Here is a 17,311-nt window from a genome sequence, read left to right as displayed (position 1 = left end):
CCGGCTGGCGCGTATCCCTCACGACATGCGCCGACCCGACACGATCTACATCCGCACGGCCCTCTACGAGGAGGCCCTCTCGGTGCTCCGCGAGGAGTACGCGTCGGACCTGACGGTGGCCGACCTCGCCGACCGCGTCGCCTGCTCCTGCCGCCAGCTGCAGCGGGCCTTCCAGGAGGTCGGCGGCACCAGCTTCCGCAGCGCCCTGATCGGGATCCGCATGGAGCAGGCCGCCGAGATGCTGGCCAGCGGCCCGGTCTCCGTGCGCGAGGCCGCGCGCGCCGTCGGCTACCGCCAGCCCGCCCAGTTCGCCAAGGCCTTCCGCCGCCACCACGGGGTCGCCCCCTCGCAGTACCGCATCGGCCGGCACATCGGTCGCCTGCGCGAGCTGCGCGAAGCCGCCGACCGCCCCGTCGCGACGGTCTGAGCGCGGGGGCACCCCAGCCGGTAGATTTCCCCGCATGGCCCTCCGTCAGCGCTACCGCTTCCGCGCGCCCTCCTCGGGCCGCGAGGTGATCATCGAGGCCCAGCCGGGGCACACGTACCGCGACCGCGACACGGGCGAGAAGCTCGAGGTCGTCGGGGCGCTCGTCCCGCTCGCCCCCAGCGCCTCGAACCTGCCGTGGGCGATCGAGAACCTCCGCCACTGCCCGCACTGCGGCCAGATGGCGCAGCTCGACCTGGCGGAGTGCCCCACCTGCGGCCGTCGCCTGCCCGCGGTCGACCTGGCCGCCTGACGCCGCGCCGCGGACGGCCGCTCCCCGCGCCATGTCCCCGGGCCTCCTCCCCCGTCTCCTGACCGCCGCGGTGCTCCTCGCCGGGACCGCGGGCGTCACCGCCTGCGGCGGCGACGAGCTGGCCGGCGACGTCCAGCCGAAGTCGGTCCCCGCGCTGCAGCCCCCAACGGGCGGCACCGAGGGCGCCGGCGACCGCGCCGGCGAGATCACCGACCTGCCGTCGGCCACCACCGCCACGACCGGCCCGACGCCCGCGCCGAGCGCCGACGACGGCAGCGCCACCGGCGACGCGGCCGACGCGCCGTCGTCCGCGGGCGCCGACGACGGCGCCGCCGGGACGTCGGACGCCTCGGGCGGGGGCAGCGCGTCCGGCTCCGGCACCCCGTCCTCGGGCGCCGCGTCGGACGGCGGCACCTCCACGGCGGGCGCCGGCGGCAGCGGCGGCACCAGCTCGTCCTCCGGCGGCACGTCGTCCGGCGGGTCGACGTCCTCCGGGTCCTCCGGCGCGGGCTCGTCCGGGTCGACGTCCTCCGGAACGTCCTCGGGGTCCGGGGCCAGCGGCGGCTCGTCGCCGAGCGAGTTCAGCACCTTCTGCCAGAACAACCCCGGCGTCTGCTGATCCGCCGCGGCGCGCCCGGGCGCGCCGCGGGCCCCCGCCGGTTCCCCGGCCCGCCGCGGCGGGCCGGACGCGCCTCAGCGCGACGCGACGGTCCGGCGGTGCCTCAGCGCGAGGCGGCGCGCTTCGTGGGGTTCGGCACGAACGTCGCCGTGTAGGCCATCCGCTCGGCCTTGTAGAGGCAGTTGAACGTCCCCGACGCGCCGGTCTTCAGCGTCGTGTCGACGTAGTAGTCCTGCTTGCGGTCGTCCGTCGTGCCGCCGCAGCGGCCGCGGGGCCGGCTGGCGCGCCAGGACGTCTTGGCGTCGTACCCCTGGACGAGCACGGGGGCCCAGGAGGGGATGCTCAGCCCGATCACGTCGCCCTTGCGCACCGCGATCGACGTTGGCAGGGCGAAGGTCACCTCGCCGCCGAAGTACGGGTCCAGGCGCTTCACCGACGACGCGCCGACGACCGTGCCGTTCACGCTCTTGCCGCGGCGGATGACCATGAGCTGCGCGCTCGCGCGGTTGAGCTGCTTCTCGAGTGCCTTGCGGTCGTCCGCGGACGGGGCGCCGAGCGTGACGCTCCAGGCGACGATCCGGCCGTTCGCCGGCACGGTGTAGACGCTGCGGTCCCCGTTCACCGACGTCGGCAGCGCGGTCGTGCGGGTGACGACGGAGCACGAGTCCGGGCACCGGGGAGGCCGGCCGTCCGTGACCGTGCCGACCTCGGAGATCGTGGCTGCTGACGCCGCGCCCGGCAGGGCGACCGCGGCGGCGGCCGCGAGACCCAGGGAAGCGACGAGACGACGACTGCTCATGGTGATCGGAACCCTCCGGGGGCGGGGAAGTTGCGGCGATCCGGACCGCGCCGTCCGCGCCTGGGGCGGCGGTGCGGGCTCCGGATCGGGGCGTCGACCGCCGGCGGCGAGGACGGTCGGGCGCCGGCACGGCGCGTGCCTCGGCGCCATCCTCCCCCATGCCGCGCCCCGCGTCGCCCCCTGCAACGCGGCGCCCGGCCGCCGGTCGCTAGGCCGTCGCTAGGCCGTCAGGCGCGCGTGCGTCCGCCCGATCTCGTCGCGGTCGCCCGGCGCCGGGATCCACGGCAGCGTCAGCGGGTCGTCGGCGTAGCGCGGCACCACGTGCAGGTGGAAGTGGAAGACGGTCTGCCACGCGGCGGCGCCGACGTTGTTGAGCAGGTTGACGCCCGCCGCGTCCAGGCGGTCGACGAGCAGCCCGGCGACGCGCTGCCCCATCGCCGCGCAGGCCGCCAGGTCCTCCGCGCCGATCGCGTGCAGGTCGGCGCTGTGGTCGCGCGGCACGACGATCGTATGACCCGGCGTCGCCGGGTTGACGTCGAGGAACGCGACCGTGCGCTCGTCCTCCGCCACGACGAGCGACGGCAGCTCGCCGGCGACGATCTTGCAGAAGATGCAGTCCGGATCCTGGGCCATGCGGCCCAGCCTACCCGCCGTCCGTGGCGGCCCGGTCCGTGGCGTGGAGCCGCCGCGCGAGCGCCAGCGCGTCGTCGCGGCCCCCCAGCTCGCCGGCGTCGTGGGCGATCGCCAGCCGGGTCAGCAGCGCGCCGAGCGCGGGGCCGCGCGGCACGCCGAGGGCGGTGACGAGCTCGTCGCCCGTCACCGGCGCCGCCGGCGGCCCGGCCGCCCAGCGGACGGCCCGGGCCGCGAGCGGCGCCCAGGGGACGTCCGCGGGGCCTAGCAGCGCGCGGGCGAGCAGGAGCGCCTCGGGGGCATCGGTGCCGGCCGGGCGCAGCGCGGCGTACAGCGCGACGGCATCCGCGGCGGGCGGGAGCGCCGCGACGCGGGGCACGGCCGCGACGGCGCGCGCGACGGCGGTGCGCCGAGCCCGGCTGGGCCGCAGGGGCGCGAGCGCGGCCGCAGGGTCGGGGGCGCCGTGCACGAGCGCGGCGAGGGCGAGCGTCTCGCGGCGGGACGGCTCGGCGGCGCGCGCGGCCAACCAGGCGCGATCCCCTTCGGCGGCCTCCGGCACCCCCGCAGGGGCGCCGAGGAGGGCCTCCAGGGCGGCGTCGACCGCCGGGAGGACGACGCCCTCGGGGTCCGTGGCGGCGGGCAGCAGGACGTGGAGCGCCCCGGCGGCGGCCGCGACGCGCACGCCGCGCCGGCGTCCCGGGCCCGTCAGCGCCCGCAGCAGCTCGGGCAGGACCCGCTCGCCCGGCACGTCGGCCAGCGCCGGGGCGGCGGCGCGCGCCCGGGCGAGCGTCTCCGCCTCCGGGTCGGCCGCGAGCTCGGCGGCGAAGCGGGCGAGCCGGACGACGCGCACCGGATCGGCCGCGAAGGCGTCCGTCCCGACGGCGCGCAGGCGTCCCGCGCGCAGGTCCTCCTCGCCGCCCACCAGGTCGACGAGCGGCCCGCCGGCCACGGGGACGGCGAGGGCGTTGACCGTCAGGTCGCGCCGCGCGACGTCGGCCGCCAGGTCGGGGCCCTGCAGCGGGGTCAGGTCGACCTGCCACGCCGGGTCCGCGTCCGCCGCCGCGCTGACCCGCCAGGCGCCGAAGGCGTCCGACAGGCGGAACGGGTGTCCGCCGGCGCGGCGGGCGAGCGCGCGGGCGACGGGCCCTGCCGCGTCGTCGCCGGCGATCGCGACGTCGACGTCGGTGATCGGCTGCCCGCGCAGGCGCTCGCGCACGGCACCGCCGACGATCCAGGCGTCCGGACCGTCCGTCAGCACCTCGCGGAGGACCGCCACGACGGGCGGCCAGCCGTCCCCGGCGGCGCTCACGCCGCGCCGGCGTCCGGCTCGCCGTCGCGATGGTGCAGGCGCGGGACGCGCGGCCCGACCATGCACGTCACCTCGTAGTTGATCGTCTCGAGCCGCCCGGCGATCTCCTCGGCGGTGATGCGCTCGTCGCCGTCGGCGCCGAGGATGGTCACCGGATCGCCGACGCGCTCCCGGGCGCCCGGGCCCAGGTCGACGCCCACGCTGTCCATCGAGACGGAGCCGACGAGCGGCACCCGCCGGCCGGCGACGAGCAGCTCGGCGTGGCCCCAGCGCAGCGCGCGGCGCATGCCGTCGGCGTAGCCGGCGGGGACGTTGCCGATCGTCGTGTCGCGCGCGGTGACGAAGTGGCGCCCGTAGCCGACGCTCTCCCCCGCGCTCAGCGGCTTGACGGACACGAGGGCGCTCGTCCAGCGCATGACGGGCTCCAGGCCGAGCGCCGCCGGGTCCTGCTGGAAGGGGTCCATCCCGTACATGGCGACCCCGGGCCGCACCATGTCGAAGTGCGCGGCGGGGTCGCGGAACGTCGCGGCGCTGTTCGCCGCGTGGAGCACGACCCCGGGGAAGCGCTCGCGCACGCGGTCCGCGAACGCGCGGAAGCGGCCGAGCTGCTCGCCGAAGAACGCGTCGCCGCGCTCGTCGGCGGTCGCGAAGTGGGACATCGCCCCGGTCAGGCGCAGGTGGGGGGCGTCGGCGACCCGGTGGCAGAGCGCGAGCGCGACCTCGGGGTCGCGCTGGCCCAGGCGCCCCATGCCGCTGTCGAGCTTGACGTGGACCGCCGCCGGCCGGCCGAGCTCCAGCAGGCGGGCCAGGCCCTCCTCCTCCCACACGACGACCTCGGCGCCGGCGTCGACCGCCTCGGCCAGGTCGTCGCCCGGCAGCGGGCCCAGGACGAGCAGCCGCGCGTCCACGCCGGCGCGGCGCAGCTCGGTCGCCTCCCCCGCCGTCACGACCGCGAGCCACGTCGCGCCCGCCGCCAGGGCCGCCCGCGCGGCGGGCACCGCGCCGTGCCCGTACGCGTCGGCCTTCACCACCGCGCACACCGCCACGCCCGGGCCGACGTGCGCGCGGATCCGTCCGACGTTGCGCTCGAGGGCGGCGAGGTTGATCCGGGCGACGGAACGCATCGCCCCGGAACGCTACCCCTCGCCGGCCCCGTGGCGCCGGCGGACGTGGCCGAGCCGGTCGGCGACGTCGGTCGCCACGACGCCGTCCGTGCCGTGCTCCTCCGCCGCCAGGGCGCCGGCGCGCAGGTGCAGCCAGACGCCGGCGCAGGCGGCGACGAACGGGTCGGTCCCGCGCGCCAGGAGCGCGCCGATCACCCCGGAGAGCACGTCGCCGGTCCCGGCCGTCGCGAGCGCCGGGACGCCGCCGGGGCTGACGCCCACGCGGCCGTCGGGCGCGGCCACGAGCGTGTCGTCGCCCTTGAGCACCACGACGGCGCCGGCGCGGCGGGCGGCGTCCCGGGCGTGCTGCAGCCGGTGGGCGGCGACGTCGTCCGTCGGGACGTCGAGCAGCCGGGAGAGCTCGCCCGCGTGCGGCGTGAGCACCGCCGGGCGGTCCGGATGGGCGGCGGACCGCAGCGCCTCGGGATCGCCCGCGACCGCGAAGAGGGCGTCCGCGTCGAAGAGCACGGGCCCGTCGACGCGCTCGGCGAGCGCGCGGACCAGGGCGGGCCGCGACCCGCCCCGGCCCAGGCCGGGGCCGACGACGAGCGTGCCCCCGTGCTGGCCGACGGCCTCGAGCAGCGGGCCGACGGCGTGCACGGTCAGGCCGCCGTCCTCGCCGTCGGGGAGCGTGCGCCCGAGCGCCTCGACGGGCGCGCGGACGAGGACCGCCGTCTCGATCGCCGCGGGCGCCGCGACGGTCACGTAGCCCGCGCCGGCGCGCATGGCGCCCCGCGCGGCCAGGCACGGGGCGCCGCTCATCCCCGGCGCGCCGCCGGCGACGACGACGTGCCCCGAGCGGAACTTCGTGCCGCCGGGGGCCCGGGTGGGCAGCGCGTCGAGCAGCCGGGCGGTCAGCAGGCCGGCCCAGGCGGCGGGGACGTGCGCCGCCGCGTCGTCGGGGATGCCGATCGGGACGACGCGGACCTCGCCGGCGTGGGTCTTGCCCGGCGTGATCCACAGCCCCGGCGGAGCGGCGTGGAAGGTGACGGTGACGGTGGCCGGCACGGCGTCGCCCGCGACCTCGCCGGTCGTCGCGTCGACGCCGGAGGGGACGTCGCACGCGACCACCGGCGTGCCGTCGCGCCCCGCCGCCGCGAGCGCGGCGATGGCCTCGCCGGCCGTGCCCCGCGGCGCGCCGGTGGCGCCGGTGCCGAGGATCGCGTCGACGAGCACCGCCGCGCCCTCCAGGGCCGCCGGATCCCACGCCTCGCCGGGGGCGCCCCAGCCGTCGCGCGCCCACGCCGCGTCGCCCCGCAGCCGCTCGTCCGGGACGGTGCTGAGCACGCGAACGGGCCGCCCGGCGTCGCGCAGGAGCCGGGCGGCGACGTAGCCGTCGCCGCCGTTGTTGCCGGCGCCGCAGACGACCACCACCGGGCCCTGCGGCGCCGTGGCGGTGACCGCGTCCGCGAGGGCCCCTCCCGCGGCGGCCATCAGCTCGGTCCCCGGCACCCCGGCCGCGTCGATGGCCCAGCGGTCCGTCGCGCGCATCGCCTCCGCGTCGACGAGCGGGTCGAGCCCCGGGGGCAGCACCGCGGTCACGCCTCCTCCCCCGTGGCCGGCACGGCCCACGCCATCGCGGCCGCGGTGTGGCGCTCGTGGGTCAGCGAGACCGCGACGGCGACGCCGAGCGCGTCGGCGCGGGCCCGGGCGGCGCCGTGCAGGCGGACGCTCGGCGGTCCGCCGCGGCCGACGACCTCGATCTCGAGCGGGCGCAGCGCGTCGAGTCGCAGCGCCTTCGTCACCGCCTCCTTCGCGCAGAACCGCGCGGCCAGGTGGCGCGTGGGCCGGTCGGCGCAGGCGTCGAGCTCGCCGCGGGTGAAGAGCCGCTCGCGCAGGGCGGGGCGCCGGTCGAGCGCGGCCTGCAGCCGCCCGACGTCCAGCAGGTCGATCCCGACGCCCTCGCGCATGCCGCGATGCTATCCGCCGTGGCGGGTCGCCCCGCCGCGGCGGGAGCTCAGCCGACGCGTCCGGGGACCTGCGCCACGAGCGCCTCGCACGCCGCGCGCGCCTCGTCCTCGGTCGGCGCCTCGGCCATGACGCGCACGAGCTGCTCCGTGCCCGACGCGCGCACGAGCACCCGGCCGCGGCCCGCCAGGTCGGCGTCCGCGGCGGCGATCGCGTCGCGCAGAGCCGGGTCGCCCATCGCGCCGTCGCGGTCGGCGACGGGGACGTTGACCAGCACCTGCGGCAGGCGCTCCATCGCGCCGCTGTCCGCGAGCGGGCGGCCGGCGAGCGCCTCGACGAGCAACAGCGCGGCGGCGACGCCGTCTCCGGACGGGACGAAGCCGGTCTCGATGAGGTGGCCGGACTGCTCGCCGCCCAGGTTCCACCCGCGCTCGGCGAGCGCCGCCATGACGTGCCGGTCGCCGACGGGCGTCGTCGCGACCGGGATGCCGGCGGCGTCCATCGCGCGGTGGAAGCCGTAGTTCGACATCACGGTCACGGCCACGCCGCCCTGCAGGCGCCCGGCGGCGTGCAGGTGCCGGGCCATGATCGCCAGCAGCTCGTCGCCGTCGTAGGGCCGCCCGTCCGCGTCGACCGCCAGCAGCCGGTCGCCGTCGCCGTCGAAGGCGAAGCCCAGCTCGGCGCCGCTCTCGCGCACGAGCGCGACGATCGCCTCGGGGTGCGTCGAGCCGACGCCGGCGTTGATGTTGCGTCCGTCCGGGGCGTCGCCGGTCACGACGACGTCGGCGCCGCGCCGGCGGAACGCCTCGGGGGCGACGCCGACCGTGGCGCCGTTCGCGCAGTCCAGCGCGATGCGGCGGCCCGTCAGGTCGAGGCCGGCGAAGCGCTCGTCGAGCGCGGCCAGGTGCTCGTCCGCGGCGCCCGGGAGCGGCGCGACGGTGCCGATGTCGGTGGCGTGCAGCGCCTCGTCCGGCAGCGCCTCGACGAGCGCGGAGACCCGCTCCTCGGCGTCGTCGGGCAGCTTGCGGCCGTCCGGACCGAAGAGCTTGATGCCGTTGTCGGCGAACGGGTTGTGCGACGCCGACACGACGGCGGCCAGGTCGTACCCGCGGCGCCGGACGATGAGCGCCGCCGCCGGCGTGGGCACCACGCCGGCCAGGGCGACGTCCGCCCCGCACGCGGCGGCGCCGGCCGCGAAGGCCGCCTCGAGCATCGGGCCCGACTCGCGCGTGTCCCGTACGACGAGGACCCGCGGGCGCGGGCCGTCGCCGCGACCGTCCGGAAACGCCCCCAGAACGGCGGCACGGCCGAGTCGCAGTGCGAGCTCGGCCGTGAGGACCGCTCCGGCGGCTCCCCGGACGCCATCGGTGCCGAAGAGCCGTCGTCCCATGAGGCGGGAACCTAGCGCTTGGAGAACTGCGGGCGCTTGCGGGCCTTCTTGAGGCCCGGCTTCTTGCGCTCCTTGACGCGCGCGTCACGCGTCAGGAAGCCACGCTTCTTCAGCTCGCCGCGCAGGTTGGGCTGCGCGACGAGGAGGGCGCGCGAGATGCCGTGACGCAGCGCGCCGGCCTGGGCGGCGACGCCGCCGCCGGTGATGCGCGCCGTGACGTCCAGGTTCTCGTCCTGGCCGACGACCTCGAGGGCCTGACGGATCGTGCGCCGCAGGGCCTCGCGCGGGAAGTACGTGTCGAGGTCCTTGCCGTTGACCGTGTACTGGCCCGTGCCCGGGGACAGGATCACGCGGGCGATGGCGGACTTGCGCTTGCCGGTGGCGGCGTAGCGCGCGCCCTCGGACAGGTCGATCGAGACGTCGGCGATCGGCTCGTTCTCGGCGGCCTCGTCGCCCTCGGCACCCTCGCCGGCCTCGGCCTCGGCGTCGTCGCCCTCGTAGTAGTAGCCGAACTCGTCGGTCTTGTCGGCGCCCTGCTCGCCGTCCATCACGATGTCGACCTCGAGGTCGGCACCGGGGATGGCGGGCTTGACGCGGGGCGTCTCGTCCTCGTCCTCGAGAGGCGCGTCCTCGGCGGGGGCCTCCTCGGCGGACGCGTCCTCGGCCACCGGCTCGGCGGGCGCGCTCTCGGGCGCCGCGGCCTCCGGGGTCGGGGCGTCGTTCTGCGCCGCGTCGGTCTCCGGCGTCTCGTCGGGGGTGACGTCGTCAGTCATCGGGCGTTGATCTCCAGGGCCTGCGGCTTCTGGGCCACGTGCGGGTGCTCGGGGCCGGCGTAGACCTTGAGCTTGGTCAGCTGCTTCTTCGCGAGGCGGTTCTTGGGCATCATGCCCTTGACGGCCTTGCGGATGATCTCCTCGGGCTGCTTCTCGAGCTGCTCCGTGAAGGTGCGCGTGTACAGGCCGCCCGGGAAGCCGGAGTGGCGGTGGTACAGCTTGTCGGTGCGCTTGTTGCCCGTGACCGCGATCTTCTCGGCGTTCACGACGACGACGAAGTCGCCGGTGTCGACGTGCGGGGTGTACTCCGGCTTGCGCTTGCCGCGCAGGTGCTCGGAGATCTGGGTGGCGAGGCGCCCGAGCGTCTGGTCGGTGGCATCCACCACGTACCAGGAGCGCTCGCGGGTCTCGGAATCGGCGACGTACGTCTTCACGGGCATCTCGGGTCGTGCGCGGGCAGGGAAGTGACGCGCAGCGGCGAGCGATGGTAGCGCAGTCGGGCGCACCTTCGCGCTGCGGGTGGGCCGGCGTCAGCGCCGAGGCCCGGACAGCGCGACCTCGCGGTCGCGTGCCCACAGCAACAGGTTGACGGCTCCGAGCAGAAAGAGCAAGGCCCCCCACGTCTCGGGGCGCGCGAGCGCGGCCACGTCCTCGCGCGCCGCGATCACCGCCGCGACCCCCGCGACGGCAGCGGCGGTGGACGCGACGCCGACCACGGCGCCGTACGCGTCCAGCAGGACGACGAGCACCAGCCCCGCGCCCGCGCCCACGGCGGCGCCCACGTCGCGCGTGGGCTCGACGCGCGGCACCCAGCCCCGCTCGGCGGCCAGGACCCCCAGGCCCGCCAGACCGAGCACGAGGACGGCGCCCCAGGGCGCGTCCTCGCGGCTCGCGATCCCGACGAGCAGCAGCACGGCCGCCACGGCGAGCGGGACGTGCGCGAGCGGCAGCGCCCCCGCCAGCCCGGCCGCGCCGATCGCGACGCCGCCGCCCAGGTACAGGACGGCGCGAGGCGCCCGGGAGGGCGCCTCGCGGCGGATGCGGGGGCGGCGGCCGCCCCCGCTCCCCCGGCCGCCGGAGCGTCCGGGGCGGGCGCCGCGACGGGCGCCCGTGCGGCCCGACGGCCGGCTCACTCCCACTCGATGGTGCCGGGCGGCTTGCTCGTGATGTCGAGCACCACCCGGTTGACCTGGCGGACCTCGCCGACCATCCGCGTCGCGACCTGGTCGAGCAGGTCGTACGGCAGCCGCGCCCAGTCGGCGGTCATCGCGTCGTCCGAGGTGACCGCGCGGACGGCCACGACGTACCCGTACGTGCGCTCGTCGCCCTGCACGCCGACGGTGCGGACGTCGGGCAGCACGCAGAAGCTCTGCCACAGCTCGCGGTAGAGGCCGGCGGCGCGGACCTCCTCCTGCAGGATGGCGTCGCACTCGCGGAGGATGTCCAGCTTCTCCTCCGTCACGACGCCGCCGACGATGCGGATCGCGAGGCCCGGCCCCGGGAACGGCTGCCGCCAGACCATCCGCTCGGGCAGGCCGATCTCGGTGCCGACCGCGCGCACCTCGTCCTTGAAGAGCGCGCGCAGCGGCTCGACGAGCTCGAACTCGATGTCGTCCGGCAGGCCGCCGACGTTGTGGTGGCTCTTGATCGTCGCCGCGCCCGTCCCGCCGCCCGACTCGATGACGTCGGAGTAGAGGGTGCCCTGGACGAGGAAGCGCGCGCCGCCGGACGGCTCGCCGCTGACCTCGACGTCCGTGTCGGCCGGCGCCTCGCCCGGGTCGCCGGCGGGGGCGGCGAGCTTCAGCGCCTCCTCCTCGAAGATCCGGATGAACTCGGTGCCGATCGTCTTGCGCTTCGCCTCGGGGTCCGTCAGGCCGGACAGGCGGTCGAGGAAGCGGTCCTTCGCGTCGACGACGACGAGCGGCACCTTGAAGTGCTCGCCGAACATCTTCTTGACCTGCTCGCCCTCGTTCTTGCGCAGCAGGCCGTGGTCGACGAAGACGCAGGTCAGCTGGTCGCCGATCGCCTGGTGGACGAGGAGCGCCGCCACGGACGAGTCGACGCCGCCGGAGAGCGCGCAGATGACCTTGCCGTCCCCCACCTGCTCGCGGATCAGGCGGATCTGCTCCTCGGCGATGTTGGCCGCGGACCAGTTCAGGTCGCAGCCGCAGACGTCCCGCAGGAACGTCTGGAGCGTCTGCTGGCCGTACGGGGTGTGGACGACCTCGGGGTGGTACTGGATGCCGTACAGGCGGCGCTCCGCGGACTCGAACGCCGCGACGGGCGACGACGTCGAGCTGGCGAGCGCGACCGCGCCCTCGGGCGGCGTGTAGACGGTGTCGCGGTGGCTCATCCACGCGGGCTGCTCGTCGGGCTGGCCCTTGAGCAGCGTGCCGTGCTCGTGGACCGTGAGCTGGGAGCGGCCGTACTCGCCGACCTCGGCCGACTCGACGCGGCCGCCGAGCTCCTTCGCGAGGAGCTGCATGCCGTAGCAGATGCCCAGGACCGGGACCCCGATCTCGAGGAGCGCGGGATCGAGCGGCGGCGCCTCGGGCGCGTAGACCGACGCGGGGCCGCCCGAGAGGATGATGCCCTTCGGATTGCGCCGGCGAACCTCATCGGCGCCCACGTGGTGCGGCAGCAGCTCGGAGAACACCCCGCACTCGCGCACGCGGCGCGCGATGAGCTGGCTGTACTGGCCGCCGAAGTCGAGGACGACGACCTCGTCGACGTCCGCGCCCGAGGGGAGCGGGTTGGGCGGGGGCGTGGCGGAAGCGGTCAAGGTCAGGCGATGGGGTCGTTGGCGGCCGGGGCGACGGCGATCTCCGCGCGGTTGAACTCCGCGAGGTCGAGCGTGCCGCAGACGGCCATGGAGCGCTTGAGGGCGCCGATGAGGTTGGTGGTGCCGGCGCCGTCCTCGGCGGGACCGAGGAGCACCTGCTCGAGGGAGCCCACGGTACCGACGCGGACGCGGTTGCCGCGCGGGAGCTCGCGGTGCGCCGCGGTGTGCGCCCAGTGCCAGCCGCGGCCGGGCGCCTCGGCGGCGCGGGCGAGCGGCGCGCCGAGCATGAGCGCGTCGGCCCCGCAGGCGATGGCCTTCGCCAGGTCGCCGCCCGTCCGCATGCCGCCGCCGGCGATGACCTGGACGTACTCGCCCGTCTCGAGGACGTGCGTCGAGCGGGCGCCCGCGACGTCGGAGATCGCGGTCGCCTGCGGCAGGCCGACGCCCAGCACCTGGCGGACCGAGGACCCTGCCCCCGCGCCGACGCCGACGAGCACGCCCGCCGCGCCGGTGCGCATCAGGTGCAGGCCCGTGTGGTAGCTCGAGCAACCGCCGACGACGACCGGGATCGGCATCTCGGCGATGAACTCCTTGAGGTTCAGCACCTCGTGGTCCGGGTCGCCGCCGTCCTTCGCGACGTGCTCGGCCGAGACGACCGTGCCGACGATCGCCAGGACGTCGAGGCCGGCGTCGAGCGCCACCTCGTAGTGCCGGCGCACCCGCTGGGGGGTCAGCGCGCCCGCGACGACCACGCCGGGCTCGGACTTGATGTCGCGGATCCGCTCGCGGATCAGCTCGGGCCGGACGGGCGCGGCGTGCAGCTCGCGCAGCCGCACGGCGGCCTCGGCCTCGGGCAGCTCGGCGAGCGCGGCGAGCTGGGCGTCGGCGTCCTCGTGGCGGGTCCACACGCCCTCGAGGTCCAGGATCGCCAGGCCGCCCATGCGGCCGATCGCCTTCGCCGTGGCCGGCGAGACGGAGGCGTCCATCGGCGCCGCGAGCAGCGGCAGCTCGAAGCGGTACGGCCCGAGCTTCCAGGCGACGTCGACCTCGTCCGGGTTGCGGGTCCGGCGCGACGGCACGATCGTGATCTCGTCGAAGCCGTAGGCGCGGCGGGCCTTCTTGCCCCGGCCGATCTCGATCTCCATGCCCCACAGGATCGCGCAGGAGGCGGACGGGCGTCGTCCGGGGCGGCCGACGACGCACCGGCCGGGCGGATCGCGCGGCGCGACCCGGGCCTGCGCGTGGCGGCGAGGCCGCGCCGGCGGGCGCGGCCGGCTCAGTCGTCGTCGACGTCGAGCGCGATCGGCTCGATGTGCACGTCGTGCAGCACGCGCTCGACCTGCCGCGGGTCGACGATGCCGGCGCCGAGCCGCTGCGTGGCGTCCGCGCCGCACGCGACGGCGTAGCGGAGCGCCTCCTCGTCGGAGCGCTGCTCGTAGCGCGCCGCCACGAGCCCGGCGAGGAACGCGTCGCCCGAGCCGATGCGCGCGACGGTCTCGCGCAGCTCGATGCGGGCGCGCAGCAGGTGCTCGCCGACGGGGCCGCCGGCGCCGCCGTCGTGGCGGACGCCGGCCACGCAGCCGTCCTGCAGCGTCATGACCGCCTCGCGGACGCCCTGGTCCAGCAGCTCGCGGATCGCGAGCGCGCGGTCCTCGTCGCCGGCGAACTCGTGGCCGACGACCTCCTCGGTCTCGAGCTGGTTCGGCGTCAGGCCATCCGGCTCGGCCTTCAGGACGTGGCGCAGCGGCTCGCCGTCCGTGTCGGCGTAGACGCGCACGCCCATCTTGCGCAGCTCGCGCACGAGGTCGGCGTAGATCGCGTCGGGCACGTTGCGGGGAAGCGACCCCGCCATGACGACGATGTCGGCGCCCCGCGCCAGGTACAGGAGCTTCTCGCGGAAGAGCTCGATCTCGCGCTCGTCGACCCGGGGGCCCTTCTCGTTCACCTCGGTCTGGACGCCGCTCGTGGGGTCGAAGATCGCGGTGTTCGTGCGCGACTCGTCGGCGATCCGCACGAAGTCGTTGAGGATCGACTCGCGGGTGAGCTGCTCGACGATGCGGGTGCCGGTGTGGCCGCCCGCGAAGCCGGTGGCGATGACGGGCTGTCCGAGCGTCTTGAGGGTGCGGGCGACGTTGACGCCCTTGCCGCCCGCGAGCGTCGTCTGCTCGACCGCCCGGTGCCGGTGGCCGAGCCGGATGTTCGGGACGACGAGGGAGCGGTCGATCGCCGCGTTCAGGGTGACGGTGATGATCATCGCGCGGACCCCACCCTACGGGGTCCGCGAGGCCCGGCGGACCCCGCCGCGAGGCGGACGACCCGATCCCCGGCGGTGACGCGCCAGGAGCACGGCGAGCGCCGCCAGGAGGACCACGGCGACGACCACGAGCGCCCGGACGGGCCCGCGCGCGAGCTCGTCGTCCAGCCGCTCCCAGAAGGTCGCCTTCGCCACCGCGGTGGCGGTGACGGCCGGGACGCGGGCGACGACCCGCCCCCGCTGCCGCACCTCGATCGTGCCCAGGCGCGTGCCGGCGGGCAGCGGCCCCTCCACGTCGGCGGGCGTGCCGACGAGGCGGGTGCTGAGCCGCTCGTCCCGGCGGGCGGTGCGGACGACGGCGGCGTCCGCGCGCAGGGCGACGCGCGCGTCCCGGTAGCGCAGCGGCAGCCGGCCGACCGCCGCGCCGCGCCGGACGGCCGTCACCCGGCGGTAGCGCCCGAGCGCGTAGCGCAGGAGCGCGAGCGAGTCCCGGTCGCGGGCCGCCTCGGAGTCCGTGCCGAGGACCACGGTGACGACGGAGACGCCGTGGCGGCGCCCCGACGCGACCAGCGCGTAGCCGGCCTGGCTCGTGTGCCCGGTCTTCACGCCGTCGACCCAGGGGATCGTCTGGACGAGGGTGTTGCGGTTCTCGACGGTGATCGCGGGCGACGCGGACGTCAGCCGGAGCGACCGGGAGTCGACGATCTCGCGGAAGACCGGGTACCGGCGCAGCAGCAGCGTGAGCTTGACGAGGTCGGCGGCGCTGGCGTGGTGGCCGCGCGCGTCGAGCCCGATCGGGTTGCGGAAGCGCGCCCGCAGCCCGAGCTCCCGCGACCGCGCGTTCATCAGGCCGACGAACGCGTCGACGGAGCCGCCGACGCCGCGGGCCAGGGCGTACGCGGCGTCGTTGCCCGAGGGCAGCATGAGCCCGCCGAGCAGGTCGCGCACGGTCATCCGGTCCCCCGGGTGCAGGTTCGCGAGCGACTCGCCGGGGGTGGCGGGGTAGCGCGGCACCGCGATGCGCGCGTCCAGGTCCTTCCCCCGCTCGAGCGTGACGAGCGCGGTCATCAGCTTCGTCGTCGACGCGATCGCGCGCTGCTGGTCGGCGCGGCGGTCGAAGACGACGTCGCCGGTGGAGAGCTCGACGGCGAGCGCCGCGGGCGCCGAGACCTGGGGCTCCGCGGCCGGGGCCGCGGGGGCGAGGGCCCCCGCGAGGGCCAGGAGGGTGACGAGGAGGGCGACCGCTCGGGCGCGAAGGGGCCGCCGGCGCGGCTCAGTCACGCAGGCGCAGCCGCTGTCCGGCCCGGATCGCCTGCGGGTCCACCCGCGGGTTGAGCTCGAGCAGGCGCTCGACCGTCAGGCCGTACCGCGCCGCGATCTCGCTCAGGTTGTCCCCCGCGCGGATCGTGTACGTCTTCCGCTTCGGCTGCTTCGTCGCCGTCGTCGCGGTCGTGCGGGACGCCGGCTCGCCGCCGCCCTGCGGCGAACGGCCCGCGGAGACCACCAGGAACACCGCGACGACCACGGCCACCAGCGCGCCCGGGGCGAGGAAGCGGAAGGGGCTGCGCGGCGGCATCCGGGGCAGCATAGGGCGTCTGCGTCGTGCGACGGCAGCCGGGCGCTCAGGCCAGGCCCGCCGCCGCCTCGCGCAGCGCCTCCGCGGCGCGGCGGGCCGCCGTCGGGTGGTCCTCGGCACCGGGGGCGTCCCCCGCGCCGACCACGGAGCGGGAGGCCGTCACGAGCGCGGCGCCGGGCCCCGGGGCGAACGCCGCGGCGAGGTCCTCGACGCGGCCGCCCTGGGCGCCGACGCCGGGCAGCAGGAACGGCGCGCGCGGCATGAGCTCGCGCAGCCGGCCGATGCGGTCGGGCGCCGTGGCGCCCACGACCGCGCCCACCGCGGCGACGGCGTCGCCGGCGGGCGTCGCCTCGTCGCCGAGCGCGGCGACGAGCCGAGCGGTGGCCGCCCACACGGGTTCGCCGTCGTCGAGCGCGCGCTCCTGCAGGTCGGCGGCCCCGGGGTTCGAGGTGCGGACGAGGACGAACGCGCCGCCCGCGACGGGCGCGGCGGCGTCGAGGAAGGGGCGGATGGAGTCGGCGCCCATGTACGGCGCGACGGTCACGGCGTCCGCGCCGGTGCCGGGGACCGCGCCCCAGGGCGTGGCGACGCCGCCGAAGGCCGCGCTGGCGTACGAGGCGGCGGAGACGTCGATGTCGCCGCGCTTGGCGTCGAGCACGACGAGGAGGTCGAGCGCGCGGGCGTGGTCCGCGACCTGGCGCAGGGCGGCGACGCCGGGGGCGCCGAGCCGCTCGAAGGACGCGCTCTGGAGCTTCACCGCCACGCAGGCGGGTGCCGTGGCGTCGAGGACGCGCCGGCAGTGGTCGGCGACCGCGAAGGCCGCCGCGTCGGCGGGGGCGAGGCCCGCCGGGACGGTACGGCCCCCGGGCCAGAGCCGTGCGGGGTCGGGATCGAGCCCGACCGCGATGGCGCTGCCCCGGCGGACGACCGCGGACGCCAGCCGGGCCCCGAAAGCGGGGGCCGACCGGGCGTCGGAGGGGTTCGTCGTCAGGCGACGGCCTTCTTCAGGGCCGCGCCGGCGGCGAACTTCGGCAGCTTCTTCGCCGCGATGTCGATCTGCTCGCCCGTGGCGGGGTTGATGCCCTTGCGGGCGGAGCGCTCGGCGACCGAGAACTTGCCGAAGCCGGAGAACGTCACCTCGGAGCCACGCGCCAGGGCGTCGCTGATGGTGTCGAGGACCGCATCGACGGCGGCCTGCGCGTCCTTCTTGCCGAGACCGGCCTTCTCGGCCACGTGATCCACGAACTCTGCCTTCGTCATCTTCAGATCCTCCTGTGGGGCACTGGTTGGGTTGCGACGCTATCGCGTCTGCACGCCCCCCGCAGGAGCGGAGCGGCGGTCCGCCGGCCCCGTCGGGGCGAGGGACGGACG

The 17,311-nt window shown here is 77.0% G+C and carries 20 protein-coding genes; 3 read left to right on the top strand and 17 right to left on the bottom strand.

Features of this window, described 5'->3' with window-relative positions:
- Window positions 1-25 precede the first annotated feature (25 nt).
- The 3 genes from J3P29_RS07220 to J3P29_RS07210 are packed head-to-tail and all read left to right on the top strand — an operon-like array spanning window position 26 to window position 1,356.
- Entirely contained in the window at window positions 26-427 is a 402-nt protein-coding gene (locus J3P29_RS07220; protein ID WP_210492378.1) for a helix-turn-helix transcriptional regulator, read from the top strand.
- 34 nt (window positions 428-461) lie between these two features.
- Window positions 462-737, top strand: coding sequence for a hypothetical protein (locus J3P29_RS07215; protein WP_210492377.1), 276 nt, complete (start codon window positions 462-464; stop codon window positions 735-737).
- A 31-nt stretch (window positions 738-768) separates the two neighbouring features.
- Window positions 769-1,356 (top strand): hypothetical protein, encoded by a 588-nt coding sequence (locus J3P29_RS07210; protein WP_210492376.1) that lies wholly within the window; start codon window positions 769-771, stop codon window positions 1,354-1,356.
- 103 nt (window positions 1,357-1,459) lie between these two features.
- Here J3P29_RS07210 and J3P29_RS07205 read toward each other — a convergent pair whose 3' ends face one another.
- From J3P29_RS07205 to J3P29_RS07125, 17 genes are all read right to left on the bottom strand, one after another.
- Window positions 1,460-2,155 (bottom strand): hypothetical protein, encoded by a 696-nt coding sequence (locus J3P29_RS07205; RefSeq protein ID WP_210492375.1) that lies wholly within the window; start codon window positions 2,153-2,155, stop codon window positions 1,460-1,462.
- Between the two features lie 219 nt (window positions 2,156-2,374).
- Window positions 2,375-2,788, bottom strand: a complete 414-nt coding sequence (locus tag J3P29_RS07200) for an HIT family protein (protein WP_210492373.1) — start codon at window positions 2,786-2,788, stop codon at window positions 2,375-2,377.
- A 10-nt stretch (window positions 2,789-2,798) separates the two neighbouring features.
- Complete coding sequence (locus J3P29_RS07195) at window positions 2,799-4,094, bottom strand: CCA tRNA nucleotidyltransferase (protein ID WP_210492372.1); 1,296 nt, start codon at window positions 4,092-4,094, stop codon at window positions 2,799-2,801.
- Complete coding sequence (gene alr, locus J3P29_RS07190) at window positions 4,091-5,218, bottom strand: alanine racemase (protein ID WP_210492371.1); 1,128 nt, start codon at window positions 5,216-5,218, stop codon at window positions 4,091-4,093. Before alr ends, J3P29_RS07195 begins: the two co-directional genes overlap by 4 nt.
- 12 nt (window positions 5,219-5,230) lie before the next feature.
- The gene (locus J3P29_RS07185; protein ID WP_210492370.1) at window positions 5,231-6,799 is read right to left on the bottom strand and encodes an NAD(P)H-hydrate dehydratase; all 1,569 of its coding nucleotides are present in this window, start codon (window positions 6,797-6,799) and stop codon (window positions 5,231-5,233) included.
- A complete protein-coding gene (locus tag J3P29_RS07180) occupies window positions 6,796-7,167 on the bottom strand; it encodes a holo-ACP synthase (RefSeq protein ID WP_210492369.1) in 372 nt (123 codons plus the stop codon). The genes J3P29_RS07185 and J3P29_RS07180 overlap by 4 nt, the downstream gene beginning before the upstream one ends.
- 47 nt (window positions 7,168-7,214) lie before the next feature.
- The gene (glmM, locus tag J3P29_RS07175; protein WP_210492367.1) at window positions 7,215-8,555 is read right to left on the bottom strand and encodes a phosphoglucosamine mutase; all 1,341 of its coding nucleotides are present in this window, start codon (window positions 8,553-8,555) and stop codon (window positions 7,215-7,217) included.
- A gap of 11 nt (window positions 8,556-8,566) precedes the next feature.
- A complete protein-coding gene (gene rpsI / locus J3P29_RS07170) occupies window positions 8,567-8,962 on the bottom strand; it encodes a 30S ribosomal protein S9 (RefSeq protein ID WP_246851774.1) in 396 nt (131 codons plus the stop codon).
- A 362-nt stretch (window positions 8,963-9,324) separates the two neighbouring features.
- Window positions 9,325-9,768: a 50S ribosomal protein L13 gene (gene rplM / locus J3P29_RS07165; protein ID WP_210492366.1), complete on the bottom strand. Its 444-nt coding sequence runs from the start codon at window positions 9,766-9,768 to the stop codon at window positions 9,325-9,327.
- 90 nt (window positions 9,769-9,858) lie between these two features.
- A complete protein-coding gene (locus J3P29_RS07160) occupies window positions 9,859-10,461 on the bottom strand; it encodes a hypothetical protein (protein WP_210492365.1) in 603 nt (200 codons plus the stop codon).
- The gene (gene guaA / locus J3P29_RS07155; protein WP_210492363.1) at window positions 10,458-12,110 is read right to left on the bottom strand and encodes a glutamine-hydrolyzing GMP synthase; all 1,653 of its coding nucleotides are present in this window, start codon (window positions 12,108-12,110) and stop codon (window positions 10,458-10,460) included. Before guaA ends, J3P29_RS07160 begins: the two co-directional genes overlap by 4 nt.
- Window positions 12,111-12,112: 2 nt before the next feature.
- A complete protein-coding gene (locus J3P29_RS07150) occupies window positions 12,113-13,255 on the bottom strand; it encodes a GuaB3 family IMP dehydrogenase-related protein (RefSeq protein ID WP_210492362.1) in 1,143 nt (380 codons plus the stop codon).
- Between the two features lie 131 nt (window positions 13,256-13,386).
- On the bottom strand, window positions 13,387-14,364 hold the full coding sequence (locus tag J3P29_RS07145) for a 1-phosphofructokinase family hexose kinase (protein ID WP_210492361.1): 978 nt from the start codon (window positions 14,362-14,364) through the stop codon (window positions 13,387-13,389).
- A gap of 15 nt (window positions 14,365-14,379) precedes the next feature.
- A complete protein-coding gene (locus J3P29_RS07140) occupies window positions 14,380-15,645 on the bottom strand; it encodes a D-alanyl-D-alanine carboxypeptidase family protein (protein ID WP_210492360.1) in 1,266 nt (421 codons plus the stop codon).
- On the bottom strand, window positions 15,638-15,940 hold the full coding sequence (locus J3P29_RS07135) for a LysM domain-containing protein (protein ID WP_210492359.1): 303 nt from the start codon (window positions 15,938-15,940) through the stop codon (window positions 15,638-15,640). Before J3P29_RS07135 ends, J3P29_RS07140 begins: the two co-directional genes overlap by 8 nt.
- Before the next feature lie 46 nt (window positions 15,941-15,986).
- Window positions 15,987-16,880 (bottom strand): orotidine-5'-phosphate decarboxylase, encoded by an 894-nt coding sequence (pyrF, locus tag J3P29_RS07130; protein WP_246851772.1) that lies wholly within the window; start codon window positions 16,878-16,880, stop codon window positions 15,987-15,989.
- A gap of 47 nt (window positions 16,881-16,927) precedes the next feature.
- Window positions 16,928-17,200, bottom strand: a complete 273-nt coding sequence (locus J3P29_RS07125) for an HU family DNA-binding protein (protein ID WP_210492357.1) — start codon at window positions 17,198-17,200, stop codon at window positions 16,928-16,930.
- Window positions 17,201-17,311 lie beyond the last annotated feature (111 nt).

This window comes from Patulibacter sp. SYSU D01012 (assembly GCF_017916475.1).
Taxonomy (GTDB): Bacteria; Actinomycetota; Thermoleophilia; order Solirubrobacterales; family Solirubrobacteraceae; genus Patulibacter.
This window is presented reverse-complemented; position numbering and strand designations above follow the sequence as displayed.